The organism is Mycobacterium sp. 1165178.9 (assembly GCF_001673555.1).
Taxonomy (GTDB): domain Bacteria; phylum Actinomycetota; class Actinomycetes; order Mycobacteriales; family Mycobacteriaceae; genus Mycobacterium.
The window spans coordinates 1-14,908 of sequence record NZ_LZMB01000338.1; the positions used below are offsets into that span (position 1 = coordinate 1).

Consider the following 14,908-nt stretch of genomic DNA (forward strand, 5'->3'; position numbering starts at 1 on the left):
AAGTCGGGATCGAGGAACAGGATGGAGTACTTGCCCATCGGACCGTCGTGATTGAAGATCAGCTCACCATGCCACAACCGGCGCATGACCTGAGCCCAGTCCTCCAGCTGCGCCGTCGTCACCGCCGGGATGCCGAAGGCCCCATAGACCGCGGCGATGCCGCGGCCAACCCCCAGGGTGAACCGGCCGCCCGACAGGCGATGCATCGTGGTCGCCCAGGATCCGGTGATCAGGGGATGACGAGTGTTGTGATTGGTTGCCGCGGTGGCGATTTGCATCTGGCTGGTGACCGCGCACGCGGCCCCGACCAGAGACGACGCCTCTTTGACATTCCACCGCTCGGAGATGAAAGCGGTGCCGAAGCCCAGTTCCTCGCCGCGACGGGCCTCGTCCATCAATGTTGCCGGGCCCTCACCACCGGCCCCGGCCAGCAGGTAGAAACCCAATTCATCAAGCGAACGTTCACTCAATTCCAAACCCCTTGCTGATAGCCGCAGTTCCAAACCTCGGCTATCTTGCCATCGACGACGCGGAACACCTCGATGCTGGCGATGTTGGTCTCGGTGCCGTCCTTGGTAGTTATCGTCGAGTCGTAGACGATGGCCACATGTTCGCCATCGTCGCCGTCGATGACGAGGTTGAGGTCGAAGTGCAATGAATTGGCCAGCTGCCACATGTCCACCACCCGCTGCACCGCCTCGGCGTGGGTCAGCGTACGCGCCCCGCCGACCTCGTGCCGAATTACGCTGTCCGCCAACAGCTCATCGGCCAGGTCGATGTTGCGCTCGTTCCACACGACGAGGTTATACAGCTCGACCACCGTTCGCGCGGTCCACGTGGGCGCCATCAGTCGGGCACCGCACCATGTGCTTGCCGCGCAGCCACGTCGAGCAAAAACCGGTCGGTGATGCGCTGCACCCGCCGCGAGAAGACATGCCCGACATGGCTGCCGTCGTACCAGTACAGTTGGCCGCCCCAGCGTTCCTGCAACGCGTTGGCGGGCTCGCGCATCGCCATCCGGTCGTGCCACGCCCCGACGATCAGCCGGTGATCCGGCGGCGGAGACGGAGTGACCGCCAGGGGATCGATCACCGAGGTCAGTCGGGTCACCACGGGAGATTCCAGCAACTCGCGGAACCCCTCGCGTGATGCGCCCCACCGCTGCAGGTGCCGCGCGATCATCGCGTTGAGCCCCAGGATCGGCGTGTAGAGGGCGACCGCGTCGATCTGCTTCTCCAGGTGGGAAACCAGCGCTGCCACCGGAGTGCCCATCGAAATCCCTGCCACCACAACGGCGGTGGCTTGCGGCCGTACCCACCGCACAACGGCGCGAACCTCGGACACCACGCGCATCATGCCCGCCACATTGCCCAGCGGGTCCATGTCGGGGTAGGCCGGCCATTGGCGTCGCCGGCAGCCATGGCCGGGCTGGACCGGCAGCGCGACGTTGAAGCCCAGCTTGTGATGTATGCGTCCGATCCGGGTCAACAGCAGGTCTTCGTCGCCACCCTGGCCCGCCCCGTGCACCCAGACCAGCCATGGGCGGGGTCCGTCGTGGTGCCGACACAGGCGCACCACCGCTCGTGCCGGACCGCCCAGTCCGTCGGCCTCCAGCGTGGCCGGCAACGTCGGGTCGTGCTCGAAGGCCATCCGTTCATACCCCAGACCCGCGATGCTGTGTTTGCGTATCGAGCTTGGCCGCAACGGTTTCGGCTCCGCGTGCGCCCGGTCAATGCCCAGCGACGAGAGCTCGTCGGCCGCCGCGTTGCACGCATCCAGTGACCGCATCGCCGCAGGACTTCCGCCCAGCAGTGAGAAGGCGCTCAGCACCAGTTCGTCGAGCATCGCCTCGCCGAACTGACGGGCCCCACGTGGCGATAGTGGGGCCCAGCCGGTCGACTCCCGCAGGCCGGCCACGGTGCGCGGCATCAGCATTCCCAACTCGCGGGCCACATCTTGAGCCAGGCCCAGTCCGCTCATCGCCGTCGCCATGTCGCCCACCTTCACCAGCCAAGCCAATTTGAACCCGGCGTATCCGCCGGCCGCGGTTTCAGCGCAGCGGCGCCGTTGTCCCGGAAGCGGCAGTAACGCGCCTTCAGTTGCCGGATGGCTTCCAGCTCGTCAGCCGCTGTCGTCATTTCACTCCTTGCCGGGCGCGGGCCAGACTGCTGAAATCTATACTGTAATGGGTTTAGTATCAACGATCACGAGAGGTGCCGGCCGTGAAAGTGCCATTCACCTGGAAAGTAACCGGCTGGTTCATGGTCGGCTGGTCTCCTGAGTTTCCCGCGGGCGAAGTCCGACCGCTGCACTACTTCGGCGAGGATCTGGTGGCCTACCGCGATGAGCAAGGCGAACTGCACGTCTTAGAAGCACATTGCAAGCACCTCGGGGCGCACATCGGTCACGGCGGCAAGGTGGTCGGCGACTGCGTCGAGTGCCCCTTCCACGGCTGGCGCTGGGGTCCCGACGGCACCAACCGATACATCCCCTATCAGCCGGACCGGCCCAACCGCGGACTGCGCCTGCGGGTGTATCCCGTCCGGGAGCAGTACGGCTGCGTCTTCGTCTGGCACCACCCGGACGGCGAGGAGCCGCAATGGGAGATGCCGGACATCTTTCACAAGTTCCCGCAGTTCGAGACGGACCCGGCGGCCTATTACCGCGCATACCCGGAGTTCTCCCGGCGCGCGGAGCGCGAACCGGTGCATCCGCAGATTGTGGCCGAGAATGCCCCGGACAGCGCCCATTTCGAATACGTGCACCACGCCACGGTGACGCCCAGGGTGCTGGATTGGAAGATCGTCGGCCAGGAATGGCAGTTCATTGCGGGCTGGCCCGATGCGCAGAGCGACAACCCCGACGATCTCGCCTTGCGGTTCCACAGCCACCTGTTCGGCCTCGGCGGCGCGATCAGCGTCTTCGAGGGCGCACAGAATCATCGGTTGATCTTCACCTGTACGCCGGTCGACGACGAAAGCTCGGACCTGTTCTACTCGATCTGGTGGCCGCGGCTTCCCGGGGACACGGCCGAGGTTCCCGACGGGAAACTACGCGAGGTCATCGAGAAACAGTTCCTGTCCACCGTCTTCGACGATCTGCAGATCTGGCGCTACCAGAAGTACGTCGAACACCCCGCGCTGTCGAAAGTCGATGCGAAAGGTTACATGGCGCTCAGGAAATGGGCGACGCAATTCTATGACGTCGCGCCGGTGGGCGCCCCCGCATGACGGACCGACTGGCCGGGCTCGCCGCACCCGGGCACACCGCGATCGTCACCCAGGAGTGCCAGGGCGCGGTCATGGGCCCCGACGCCGGGCTGGCAATGCTCGCGGAGGAAGCCCGCCGCGAGGCGCTGCCCAACATCGCGCGCCTGCTGCCCGCGGCCCGGGCGGCCGGAGTGCGCGTCGTGCACTGCCTGGTGCAGCGGCGGCCCGACGGACTCGGTTCCAATCACAACGCGAAGCTCTTCGCGATGGGCGGCAACCAGGTAGACATCACGCCCGGGACGCCGGGCGCGGAGTTGCTGCCTCAATTAGGGCCGGAGCCTTCGGATTTGGTCTTGCGCCGGTGGCACGGCGTGGGACCGATGGGGGGCACCGACCTGGACGCGGTGCTGCGCAATCTCGGAGTGTCGACCATCGTCGTGGTCGGCGTTTCGCTGAACATCGCGATTCCCAACCTCGTCATGGACGCGGTCAACGCCGCCTACCGAGTGGTCCTCCCCCGCGACGCGGTTGCCGGCATACCCGCCGACTATGGTGCAGCGATGATCGCCAACACGCTGTCGCTGCTGGCCACCATCGCCAGCACCGACGATCTGATCCGGGCATGGGACGAAGGACCGCGATGACCGAAACAGCGCCGGAAGTTCGTGGCGGATTTCCCGACGTCAGGCCCGTCGAGGACGCGCCGGAGGAACTGGGCCCGTTCATCGCGGCGCTGCGCCGTCTGCAGGATCTGACCGTGTCCACCAAGCCCGACACCGCGCTATGGGCCGCCGCGACCGCGCACCTGGAGAAGGCCTGCGCGCTGTTGGACGGCCACCGGGTCCCGGAGACCGAGGCGGTGGCCGGGCGGGTGCTGAGCCTGCCCGGGCTGGCCCATCCCCTGATGCCGCCCTGGATGGTGACCGAGTCCGGTGCCGACGGCGTGCGGATGGCCGGTCATTTCACAACCTCGCATATCGGCGGGAATCGGGCCGTGCACGGTGGCATGATCCCGCTGTTCTACGACTGGCTGTTCGGCATGGTCGTGACGACCGCGGACATTCGGCCGACGCGCACGGCATACCTGCACGTCGACTTCCGCAGCATCACCCCCGTCGACCAGCCACTGACGGCCCACGGCCGCATCACACGCGTCGACGGCAGGAAGGTTTTCATTGACGCTACTATGATAGCCGCCGATGGAACGCTCCTCAGCGAAGCCAACGGCCTGATGGTTCGCTTGCTACCCCACCAGCCGTGAGAGGCACGATGTCCGACACCACAACAACATTCACGGTGCCGGCGGTCGCGAAGGCCGTCGCCGCCGCCATCCCCGATCGGGAGTTGGTCATCCAGGGCGACCGGCGCTACACCTACCGGCAGGTGATCGAACGCGCCAACCGGCTGGCCGCGTATCTGCATTCGCAGGGGTTGGGCTGCCATACCGAGCGCTCCGCGCTGAGCGGCCATGAGGTGGGCCAGGACCTGCTGGGTCTCTACGCCTACAACGGGAACGAATTCGTCGAGGCGTTGCTGGGCAGCTTCGAGGCGCGAGTCGCCCCGTTCAACGTCAACTTCCGCTACGTGAAGAGCGAGCTGCAATACCTGCTCGCGGATGCCGGGGCGACCGCGCTGCTCTACCACGCGGCGTTCGCACCGCGGGTGGCCGAGATCTTGCCGGATCTGCCACAGCTGCGCGTGCTGATCCAGATCGCCGATGACTCGGGCAACGAATTGCTGGAGGGCGCAGTCGATTACGAGGCTGCCCTGGCGTCGGCGTCTCCGGAGCCGCCGCCGGTGCGGCACTCCGCCGACGACCTGTACGTCCTCTACACCGGTGGCACGACGGGGATGCCGAAGGGCGTGTTGTGGCGCCAGCACGACATTTTCATGACCTCCTTCGGAGGTCGGAATCTCATGACCGGCGAGCCGTCGAGCTCCATCGACGAGATCGTCGAGCGCGCCGCCTCGGGCCCGGGCACCAAGCTGATGATCCTGCCCCCGCTGATCCACGGTGCGGCCCAGTGGAGTGTGATGACCGCGATCACCACGGGGCAATCCGTCGTCTTCCCCACGGTCGTCGATCATCTGGACGCCGACGACGTGGTGCGCACGATCGAGCGGGAAAACGTCATGGTGGTCACGGTGGTTGGCGATGCGATGGCGCGCCCGTTGGTCGCCGCGATCGAGAAGGGGATTGCCGACGTGTCGTCGCTAGCCGTCGTCGCCAACGGCGGTGCGCTGCTGACCCCGTACGTCAAGCAACGCTTGATCGAAACGCTGCCGAACGCGGTTGTGATCGACGGCGTCGGATCGTCGGAGACCGGCGCGCAGATGCACCATATGTCGACATCGGAAGCCGTGGCGACCGGCAGGTTCAACGCCGGCCCGGACACCTTCGTGGCCGCGGAGGACCTGAGCGCAATCCTGGAACCGGGCCACGACGGGATGGGCTGGCTCGCGCAGCGGGGCTACGTTCCGCTCGGTTACAAGGGCGATGCGGCCAAGACGGCCAAGACATTTCCCGTGATCGACGGTGTGCGGTACGCCGTCCCCGGTGACCGCGCGCGCCACGGCACCGACGGCTGCATCGAATTGCTGGGCCGCGATTCGGTGACCATCAACTCCGGCGGCGAGAAGATCTTCGTCGAGGAGATCGAAACGGCCATCGCGTCACACCCCGCGGTGGCCGACGTGGTCGTCGCCGGTCGGCCGAGCGAGCGGTGGGGTCAGGAGGTCGTCGCCGTGGTGGCGCTCGCGCCGGGCGTCGACGTCGAGTCCGGGGAACTGGTGGCGCACGCCGCGCAGACGCTGGCGCGCTACAAGCTCCCCAAAGCGATCGTGTTCCGTCCGGTCATCGAGCGCAGCCCGTCGGGAAAGGCCGACTACCGGTGGGCCCGTGAGCAGGCGATGAATGGCTGACCGGTAAAACCGGGGGGTGCGACCGCTTGGCAGTCCCATATTGCCTACTGTAATAATTACAGTACGATCTTACAAAGTACGTGTTCGAATCGTGCTGAGGTCGAGATGCTGGAGATCAAGTGACGACCAACGTTCACACCGCCGCTGCCGCCGGCGACGAGACCGTCAGCCTGCGTGACCCCTACCCGTTCTTTGCCCGCAAGCGGCACCAGGCCGGCGTGTTCGCCGGCACGGTGATGAACTACTCCAAGACGCCGGAGTCCCTGCGACCCAGGCAGGAGTACTCCGCGATGTCGTTCGACGCGGTCAACACGGTGTTTCGGGATGGCCGGGTGTTTACTTCCAAGCCGTACGACAAGACCATCGGCCTGTTCATGGGGCCGACGATTTTGGCGATGGAGGGAAAGAAACACCGCGAACACCGCAACTTGGTTTCCGCGGCATTCAAGTCCAAGGCACTGGCCCGCTGGGAGCCCACCGTCGTGCGGCCGATCTGCAATGCCCTGATCGACGAGTTCATCGAAACAGGTCACGCCGACCTGATCCGTAACTTCACCTTCGAATTCCCCACCCGAGTGATCGCAAAGCTACTGGGATTGCCGGCCGAAGACCTGCCGATGTTCCGCAAGCGCGCCGTGCAATTGATCAGCTACCACGTCGACTACGAAGGCGCCTTCGAGGCCTCGGCCGCGCTCAAGGAGTATTTCGTCGAGCAGATCGAACAGCGCAAATCCACGCCCACCGAGGACATCATCGGTGACCTGGTTACCGCGGAGATCGACGGCGAAAAGCTCACCGACGAAGCCATTTACTCGTTCCTTCGTCTGCTGCTGCCGGCCGGCTTGGAAACCACCTACCGCTCGTCGGGAAATCTGTTGTATCTGCTGCTGACGCATCCGGAGCAGTTCGCGGCGCTGCAAGCCGACCGCGAATTGCTGGCCGCGGCCATCGAGGAAGGACTGCGCTACGAGACGCCGCTGACCGTCGTGCAACGCTTCACGACCGAAGACACCGAGGTGGAAGGTGTGAAGATACCGGCACGTTCGGTGATCGGCGTGTGCATCGGTTCGGCGAATCGCGACGAGCGACGCTGGGAACGCTCCGAAGAGTTCGACATTTTCCGCCAGCACGTGCCACACATCTCGTTCGCCGCCGGTGAGCACACCTGCCTGGGTTTGCATCTGGCGCGGCTGGAAACGCGCGTCGCGATGGAATGCCTGCTGGACCGGCTGACCAACGTCACCTTGCTGACCGACGATGACCCGCACATCCACGGCCAGCCGTTCCGGTCACCGAATGCGCTTCCGGTGACGTTCGACGCGAAGTAGTGTCCGGAAATGGTCAAAGTCATGACGGGCTTTCGGGTCCTCGAGCTTGCGCAGTTCACTTTCGTTCCGGCGGCGGGCGCCATCCTGGCCGACTGGGGAGCGGACGTCATCAAAGTCGAACACCCAGCCCGCGGCGATACCCAGCGCGGCTTTCTGAATATGGGTGGCATTCAAATCGACCCGGAACGACACCCGCTGATGGAACATCCCAACCGGGGCAAACGCAGTGTCGGGATCGACGTCTCCACGCCGGGCGGCCAGGAAGTGATCTACGAACTGGCCAAGACCGCGGACGTGTTCCTCACCAACTACAAGCCCGCGCAACGCCAGAAGCACAAGTTCGACGTCGAGCACATCCGCGAAGTGAACCCGAACATCGTGTACGCCCGCGGGTCGGCTTACGGCGACAAAGGCGCCGAGCGTGACACCGGCGGCTACGACGGTACGGCGTTCTGGACGCGCAGCGGCATCGGCTATGCCCTGACGCCCGAGGAGCTGGGCGGCGCACTGGGACAAGGCATTCCCGCATTCGGCGATTCGATCGGCGGCATGTTCATCGCTGGCGGCATCTCGGCCGCGCTGCTGCATCGCGAGCGCACCGGAGAAGCGGTCGAACTCGACGTGTCGCTGCTGAGCACAGCGTGGTGGGCGGCCGGCGCCAGCGTGACGCAGGGCATGGAGACCGGCGAGGTCATGCGCACTCCGATGCCGGGTTCCGGCGCGCCCTCGGTGAATCCCTTCATGGGCAACTTCGAAACCTCCGACGGCGGCACGATCAACCTGTGCATCATCAGCCCGACCGGGCTGATCCGCGACACGTTCGAACACCTAGGCATTCCCGAGGCGGCCGACGATCCGCGCTTCGCCGACGTGCTCCCCTTGATCCAGAACGCCGACGCCGCCGCCGAGCTGATCGCGAAGGCCTTCGCCGGCAAACCCTTTGACTATTGGCGGCAGCACCTTAAGACGATGAAGGGACAATGGGCGCCGTTCCAGAGCCTCATCGACCTGGTCGACGACGAGCAGGCGATCGCCAACGACATGATCGCCGAAGTCGAGCTCGCCGGCGGAGGCAAGCCGTTCCGCGTGGTCCGCGGCCCCGTCCAGTTCAATCACGAGCCGCTGACGACGACCCGGGCGCCGCAGGCCAGCGAGCACACCGAGCTGGTTCTGATGGAGCTCGGCATGGATTGGGACCGGATCGAAGAACTCAAGAATGCAGGGGCTATTGCGTGAATCGCGCCACGACGATGCAGAGCGAAAGCGATGAGGAGTGGCGCCCGTGAATGACGTCGCCATCATCGGCGTGGGCCTACACCCGTTCGGGCGTTTCGAGGGCAAGTCGGCGATGCAGATGGGCGTCGAGGCCATCGTCGCCGCGGTCGCCGACGCCGGAATCGCTTGGCAGGACGTCCAGTTCGCCACCGGCGGGAGCTGGACGGTGGCCAACCCGGACGCGATCGTCGGAATGGTCGGTCTGACCGGCATCCCGTTCACCAACGTGTTCAACGCATGCGCGACCGCCGCCAGCGCCGCCAAGACGTGCGCCGACGGCATCCGACTAGGCGACTACGACATCGGGATAGCCGTTGGTCTGGACAAACACCCGCGCGGCGCGTTCACCGAAGACCCCGCACTGGTCGGCATGCCGCGCTGGTATGCGGAGAACGGGCAGTACCTGACCACCCAGTTCTTCGGCATGAAGGCCAACCGCTACCTGCACGATCACGGCATTTCCCAGCAGACCCTGGCCAAGGTCGCCGCCAAGAACTTCCGCAATGGGGCCATGAACCCCAACGCATTTCGGCGGAAGCCGATCTCCGAAGAAGAGATCCTGAACTCGGCGATGCTCAATTACCCGCTGACGCAATACATGTTCTGCGCGCCCGACGAGGGTGCCGCCGCGGTGGTCATGTGCCGAGCGGACATCGCGCACCGCTATACCTCCAAACCCGTCTATCTGCGGGCAGTCGAGGTCCGCACGCGCCGCTACGGGGCCTACGAGGTCAACACCACCTGCGCACCCGTCGACGAAGACGTGGCGCCAACGGTTTACGCCGCCCGCGGCGCGTTCGAGAAGGCCGGCATCACCCCTGACGACGTCGACGTGATCCAGCTGCAGGACACCGACGCCGGCGCCGAAATCATCCACATGGCCGAGTGCGGGTTGTGCGAGCACGGCGATCAGGAAAAGCTCCTGGCCGACGGCGCCACCGAGATCGACGGCGCGATGCCGGTCAACACCGACGGGGGGCTGATCGCCAACGGCGAGCCCATCGGCGCCTCCGGCCTGCGGCAGATCCACGAAATCGTGCTCCAACTCCGCGGCGAGGCGGGCGAGCGCCAGGTGCCCGGCAACCCGAAGGTGGGATTCACCCAGCTGTACGGCGCGCCGGGCACCGCCGCGGCGACCATCCTCACGACCTGACCGGTAATCCCCTAGCGCCGAGCGTGAACTGACGGCGACGACACGCCGAAGGCGGTCGCCGTCAGTTCACGCTCGGCGCAAGCTAGGACGCTTTCCGCGCGACCGGCGCGTACGCCGGCTTTCCCAGGCCCAGCGTGTATTGCGCGATCATGTTGCGGAACACCTCGAGGGTGCCGCCGTAAATTCCGACCAGCGGGGCGAATCGGTAAACGTATTCCGCTGCCCCGTTGTCGGCCGCGCCGTCGGTGCCGAGGGGCAGCGTCGACGCGGTACCCAGAATGTCCATCAAGTCCGGAGAGATGTCACGCATCGTCTGCGCCAGGGCGACGCGCCCGAAGATGCTGGGCGCGCTCAATGACGCTTCCATCCGCGCCGCGCTGCGACCCAAGCGATATGCCACCGCCGAATCATCGATGAGCCGGCGCCCGTTCGGATCCCGCTCGCTCACCTTGGCTGCGGCCTTGTCCAGGGCGTCGGCCATGAAACCGGCCTGGTGCATCATGATCGACACGTCCTGTAGCCCGTCCGGGGCGGCCGCCACCGCTCCGTGCTCGGTGTTGAGGGGTTCACGCAACACCGTCCAGCCCGCGTTGACGTCGCCCAGGCGATACTTGTCGTCGACGCGCACGTCGCTGTAGTACACGATGTTGGTGCGGTCGCCGTCGACGGTGCGAATGCCCTGGATCTCGATGCCTGCAGAGCTCAGCGGAACCAGGAACATGGTCAGGCTCTTGTGTTTTTGAGCGTCCGGATCGGTATTGGTGATGAGGAAGACGTACTGACAGTTGTGCGCACCGGTGGTGAACATCTTGGAGCCATTGATAATCCAGGTTGATCCATCCGCCTCCCGCACCGCGCGGGTCTTGCAGGTAGCGATGTCGGACCCACCCTCGGGTTCGGTGTAGCCCAGGCACAGCCGGACATGCCCGCTGAAGACGCCCGGTAGCACCTCGTCCCGCAACTCGGCAGAGCCGAACCTCGCGACCGAACGGGCCACCATGGCGGTCGTCCCCCAGGTCACCCATGGCACGTGCGCGCGCCGCTTTTCCAGCTCCCAGATGCGGCGATGCAGCCGGCTGAAGCCACCGTCAGCCTCCGGCTTCCATTCCCGCTCGAGGTAGCCGGCGGCGCCAAAGGCCAGGTGCACTCCTTCGTCGAAGTTGTCGCCCGTTTCCCGGTCCCGGCGCTTGACGTCTTCCGTGACATGCGTGCGCAGGAAATCGCGCGCTTCTTCGAGAAAGCGCTGATCGTCGTCGGACAGCGTGACTCGTGAGAAATCCACTTAGGCGCCCTTTCCGCTTTCGCGTGCTGCGACCAGCTCGCCGATGTACTTGGCGCTGGCGCCGGGATCCCCACCGGCCAATGCCCAGCCGCGGGCACGCACCAGATACGCCGTCGCCGCGGCCTCCGCCGAAACGCCAAGTCCGCCTTGGATATGCACGGCCATAGTCGCGGCCTTCGCCGCCTCCTCCGCCATGAACACGAACGCCGAGGGCGCCAGCTCCGGTCGCTCGTGCGGCTCGTTGTCCAGGAACCAGGCCGCCCGGCGCGCCAGATTGCGGCCGCCCTGCACGGTGATCGCGATGTTGGCCAGCGGGTGAGAGATGCCCTGCAGCGTCGAGATGGGAACCCCCAGCGTGTAGCGGGTCTTGGCGAACTCGGCTGCGATGGTCATGGTCTCCTCCACCAGGCCTACCAACGCCGCCGCGCTCAACACCCGCCATTCATCCAGCGCCCGTTGATATTCCGCTAACGCATCGGATCCGCTGGCCAGCACGGTACGGGTGTCGGCGGCTGCCGGGTCCACCCAGGCCATGGGCATCCGGCCGATGTTGTCCACCTTGGTCGGGCGCGTGCCGAACGTCAGCGCGACGACGTCGTCGCCATCGCGCACGATGATCTGGTCGGCGATCGACCCGGTGGGCAGGAGCCGAGCGCCGGACACGCTGTCCTGCTGCGGATCGAATGCGGCGAGTCGCTTGCCGTGCACGACGTCGGGTTCGACCGCTCCGAGACGCGCGAGCAGCCGTGCGGTGCAGACCTGATCGATCCACGGGACGGGCGCGAGCGACCGACCGATCTCCTCGGCCACCAAAGTCAGATCGACCAGTGTCGCACCGTCTCCGCCGGCGGATTCCGGGACCGCCATGGTCGTTGCGCCCATGGCGCACAGCCGCTCCCACAGGTTTTTGTCGAAGCCGGTTTCCTCGGCGGCGCGCACGGTTTCGATCGAGCAATGCGTTTTGAAGAAATCGCGGTAGGCGGCCTGCAACGCCTCGTGGTCCGACGTCAGGCTGTAGTCGAGCCTGCGTAGTTCATAGCGGTCCATCCTCAGCCTTCCTTCTGGCCACCGAAGAAGAATTCTTGGGCATTGTTGTAGAGGTAGTTGTCGAGCACGTCGGCGGGCAGGTCCAGCCCGGCCGCTTCGGGGACGACGCGGTCCATCTTCAGCACCGGCCAGTCGGAAGCGAAGATCACCTTGTTCGGTCCGCGGGTCCGCATGTAATGCAACAGGCTGTCCGGCAACCGCTTTGGCGACCAGGCCGACGTCATCAACCGTAGGTTGGCGTATTTGATCAACAGCCTGATCGCGATATCCCACCACGGGTCGGCGCCGTGAATCATGCACAGCTTCAGTTCGGGAAATCGCACGCAGACGCGGTCCAGATGGATCGGGTTCTGCACCTCCCCGGGAATGGGTGGTCCGGGGATGCCGGTGTTGATACACAGCGGCAGCTCGAGCTCGGCGCACTTGGTGTAGAGCGGGTAATACACGGCGTCGCTGGGCGGGTACTGACCGTCACCCCAAAAGCTCGGTCCCACAGCGGCATAGGCAACAGGCAGGTCATTGACGATGGAGGAAAGTTCCCGCAGGGACGGCATCGGGCGCAGCAGGTTGACCCCGCCCATCGCCAGCGCGAAGCGGTCGGGCTTCTCCTCGACGAATTTTCGCGCGGTCACCGAAGGCTTGGTCAGGTTGTCCATCAGGATCGCCTTGCGCACGCCCTGGGCGTCCATTTCCTCGAGCAGCTTCGACAACTCGACTGGCTCGAACATCGACTCCGGTCCCTTGAAGTAGTCGTCGCGTACCTTGAGCATCCAGGTGGGCTGCTGCTCGGTTTCGCCGAAGTGCACGTTGACCAGGCAATCGATAGCTTTCATGTCGATATCGGCGCCTTCGCTGTTGCGTGACGTTTCGCCCAACGGTAATCGGCCTTACCGTTGCCCAGGCGCTGCACGCGCTCGACGACGACGAACTCCTTGGGCGCCTTGAACCGCGCCAGCCGCGACGTGCAGAGCGTGTGCAGCTCATCGGCGGCCGCGGCGGCCCCATCGCGGAGTTCAACGAGGGCGACGAGTTCCTCGCCCCAGCGCTCGCTGGGGCGACCGACCACCAGGGCGTCGGCGATCGCCGGGTGGGCGCGCAGCACCTCTTCGACTTCCTCGACGAAAACCTTCTCGCCGCCGGTGTTGACCACCAGAGAGTCACGGCCGAAGAGCCGCAACGTTCCATTGGGTTCCAATCCTGCCCGGTCACCGGATATCACCACCCGCTTGCCGTCGATCTCGGGAAACGTTTTACGGGTGGCGTCAGGATCGTTGAAATATCCCAACGGTATTCGCCCTTCCCTGGCGGCCCAGCCCACCTCCGTCTCACCGGGGGCAAGGAAGTGGCTGTAGTCCTCGGAAAGAACCAGTCCGCCCTCCCGCAACGTGAAGGTGTCGGCTTGCGTGCCGAGCCGGCTGTGGCCGAATCCCATGTTTCCCGTCTCCGACGAGCCATAACCGTTGATGAGCGTGATTTGGGGTAGCAGTTCCAGCAGGGCTTGCTGATACTTCGGATTGGTCGCGGCACCGCCGGTGCCGATCGCATACAGCGACGACAAGTCGTAGGAACCAGCCCGCAGCTGCGCCACCAGGGGTGCGGCGTAGGCGTCCCCCACGATGGTCATCATGCCGACCTTCTCACGTTCGGCCGTCTCCCAGACCACGTGCGGGTCAAACCTTTTCGAGGTGTCGTAGAGCACCACGGGAGTACCCGCCATGATCGCCGCGAATGCCGTCCACATGCCGGCCGCGTGCATCAGCGGCGAGACAGCGAACCATGGGGCACCGGCGTCACCGCGCACCTTGTCGTGGATCTCCCGGGCGCAGGCATGGTCGGCGCCCACCATCGATGTCACGTAGATGTCGGACTGTCGCCACAGCACACCCTTGGGCCGGCCGGTCGTCCCGCCGGTGCAGATCATCAGCAGATCGTCCGGGGATGCCATCACGCTCTGGTCGGTATCCCCCTGCGCCAGCGCGTCATTCAACGACACCGCGCCGGGCAAATCCGGGGCGTTGGTTGCATCGTCGACTGCCAGCAACAGGTCAATGCCGGCCCCTATCAGCACGTCGGCGAATTTTGCGCCCAGCCCACGGTGGTAAATGACCGCTCGGGGTTTGACATAGTCGAGCAGCTCGCCGACCTCGCGTGGCGTGTAGTAGTAGTTGATGTTCACCGGGACGGTCCGGGCCATGAGGCAGCCGACGAGCACGTCGGGGTACAGATCGTTGTGCATGACCAGCGCAACGCGGTCCTGCCCGCATTCCCAGTTGTACAGGCTCGCGCGATCTCGATGCGCTCCTAATCCGTTCCCTGCCAAGAAGTTCGCTAGTCTGCGCGAGCGCTCTACCGACTGGCGAAAGGTGCTGCGACGACCGCCGCAGACCGTCATCGTCCGGTCGGGGATAACGTTGGCGATTTCGTCAAGAACCGCCCCTATGGTCCATTCACTCACGAGCGTAGCCGGCCTCGGTTCTATCCGGCAGCCGAGCCGACTTGGACACCAAGAAGGTCTAGCGCGTTGTCCCGCATGATCTTTCGAACGTCAGACTCACTGAACGTTTTGAGCTCCTCGGCAAACGACACCGGCGACGCGAGACCTTCTCCGTGCGGCCAGTCGGAACCGAACAGAATCTTGTCGACGCCGATGGCCTCGGCGAGTTCCGGCAGATCGTCCTCGTAGTAGGGGGCG

At 65.3% G+C, this 14,908-nt stretch carries 16 protein-coding genes; 7 read left to right on the plus strand and 9 right to left on the minus strand.

Features of this window, described 5'->3' with window-relative positions; all coding sequences use genetic code 11:
* From A5652_RS14660 to A5652_RS28965, 4 genes are all read right to left on the minus strand, one after another.
* Positions 1-470, minus strand: a 470-nt coding sequence (locus tag A5652_RS14660) for an LLM class flavin-dependent oxidoreductase (RefSeq protein ID WP_156745350.1), incomplete at its 3' end; no start/stop codon positions are given.
* Positions 467-847, minus strand: a complete 381-nt coding sequence (locus tag A5652_RS14665) for a nuclear transport factor 2 family protein (RefSeq protein WP_067352475.1) — start codon at positions 845-847, stop codon at positions 467-469. The genes A5652_RS14665 and A5652_RS14660, both read right to left, overlap by 4 nt.
* A complete protein-coding gene (locus A5652_RS14670; RefSeq protein WP_067352507.1) occupies positions 847-1,992 on the minus strand; it encodes a PHB depolymerase family esterase in 1,146 nt (381 codons plus the stop codon). Before A5652_RS14670 ends, A5652_RS14665 begins: the two co-directional genes overlap by 1 nt.
* A gap of 11 nt (positions 1,993-2,003) precedes the next feature.
* A complete protein-coding gene (locus A5652_RS28965; protein ID WP_255361841.1) occupies positions 2,004-2,138 on the minus strand; it encodes a hypothetical protein in 135 nt (44 codons plus the stop codon).
* 84 nt (positions 2,139-2,222) lie between these two features.
* On the opposite strand from A5652_RS28965, the gene A5652_RS14675 reads away from it, so the two are divergent.
* From A5652_RS14675 to A5652_RS14705, 7 genes are all read left to right on the plus strand, one after another.
* Entirely contained in the window at positions 2,223-3,230 is a 1,008-nt protein-coding gene (locus A5652_RS14675) for a Rieske 2Fe-2S domain-containing protein (protein WP_067352510.1), read from the plus strand.
* Positions 3,227-3,853, plus strand: a complete 627-nt coding sequence (locus tag A5652_RS14680; protein ID WP_067352479.1) for a cysteine hydrolase — start codon at positions 3,227-3,229, stop codon at positions 3,851-3,853. The genes A5652_RS14675 and A5652_RS14680 overlap by 4 nt, the downstream gene beginning before the upstream one ends.
* Positions 3,850-4,470, plus strand: a complete 621-nt coding sequence (locus A5652_RS14685; protein ID WP_067352483.1) for a PaaI family thioesterase — start codon at positions 3,850-3,852, stop codon at positions 4,468-4,470. Before A5652_RS14680 ends, A5652_RS14685 begins: the two co-directional genes overlap by 4 nt.
* An 8-nt stretch (positions 4,471-4,478) precedes the next feature.
* Positions 4,479-6,131, plus strand: coding sequence for an acyl-CoA synthetase (locus tag A5652_RS14690; protein ID WP_067352487.1), 1,653 nt, complete (start codon positions 4,479-4,481; stop codon positions 6,129-6,131).
* A 119-nt stretch (positions 6,132-6,250) separates the two neighbouring features.
* Positions 6,251-7,459, plus strand: a complete 1,209-nt coding sequence (locus A5652_RS14695) for a cytochrome P450 (protein ID WP_067352490.1) — start codon at positions 6,251-6,253, stop codon at positions 7,457-7,459.
* 21 nt (positions 7,460-7,480) lie between these two features.
* A complete protein-coding gene (locus A5652_RS14700) occupies positions 7,481-8,695 on the plus strand; it encodes a CaiB/BaiF CoA-transferase family protein (protein WP_067352514.1) in 1,215 nt (404 codons plus the stop codon).
* 46 nt (positions 8,696-8,741) lie between these two features.
* Positions 8,742-9,887: a thiolase family protein gene (locus A5652_RS14705; protein WP_067352517.1), complete on the plus strand. Its 1,146-nt coding sequence runs from the start codon at positions 8,742-8,744 to the stop codon at positions 9,885-9,887.
* 82 nt (positions 9,888-9,969) lie between these two features.
* On the opposite strand, the gene A5652_RS14710 is transcribed toward A5652_RS14705, so the two are convergent.
* The 5 genes from A5652_RS14710 to A5652_RS14730 form a co-directional block, all read right to left on the minus strand.
* Complete coding sequence (locus tag A5652_RS14710) at positions 9,970-11,169, minus strand: acyl-CoA dehydrogenase family protein (RefSeq protein WP_067352493.1); 1,200 nt, start codon at positions 11,167-11,169, stop codon at positions 9,970-9,972.
* Positions 11,170-12,216 carry an acyl-CoA dehydrogenase family protein gene (locus A5652_RS14715; protein ID WP_067352497.1) on the minus strand — a complete coding sequence of 349 codons (1,047 nt, stop codon included), beginning with the start codon at positions 12,214-12,216 and terminating at the stop codon, positions 11,170-11,172.
* A gap of 2 nt (positions 12,217-12,218) precedes the next feature.
* Entirely contained in the window at positions 12,219-13,049 is an 831-nt protein-coding gene (locus A5652_RS14720) for an amidohydrolase family protein (RefSeq protein WP_067352501.1), read from the minus strand.
* Positions 13,046-14,671, minus strand: a complete 1,626-nt coding sequence (locus tag A5652_RS14725; RefSeq protein WP_067352504.1) for an acyl-CoA synthetase — start codon at positions 14,669-14,671, stop codon at positions 13,046-13,048. The genes A5652_RS14720 and A5652_RS14725 overlap by 4 nt, the downstream gene beginning before the upstream one ends.
* Before the next feature lie 20 nt (positions 14,672-14,691).
* Positions 14,692-14,908: amidohydrolase family protein (locus A5652_RS14730; RefSeq protein ID WP_156745351.1), on the minus strand; the 217-nt coding region annotated here is incomplete at its 5' end.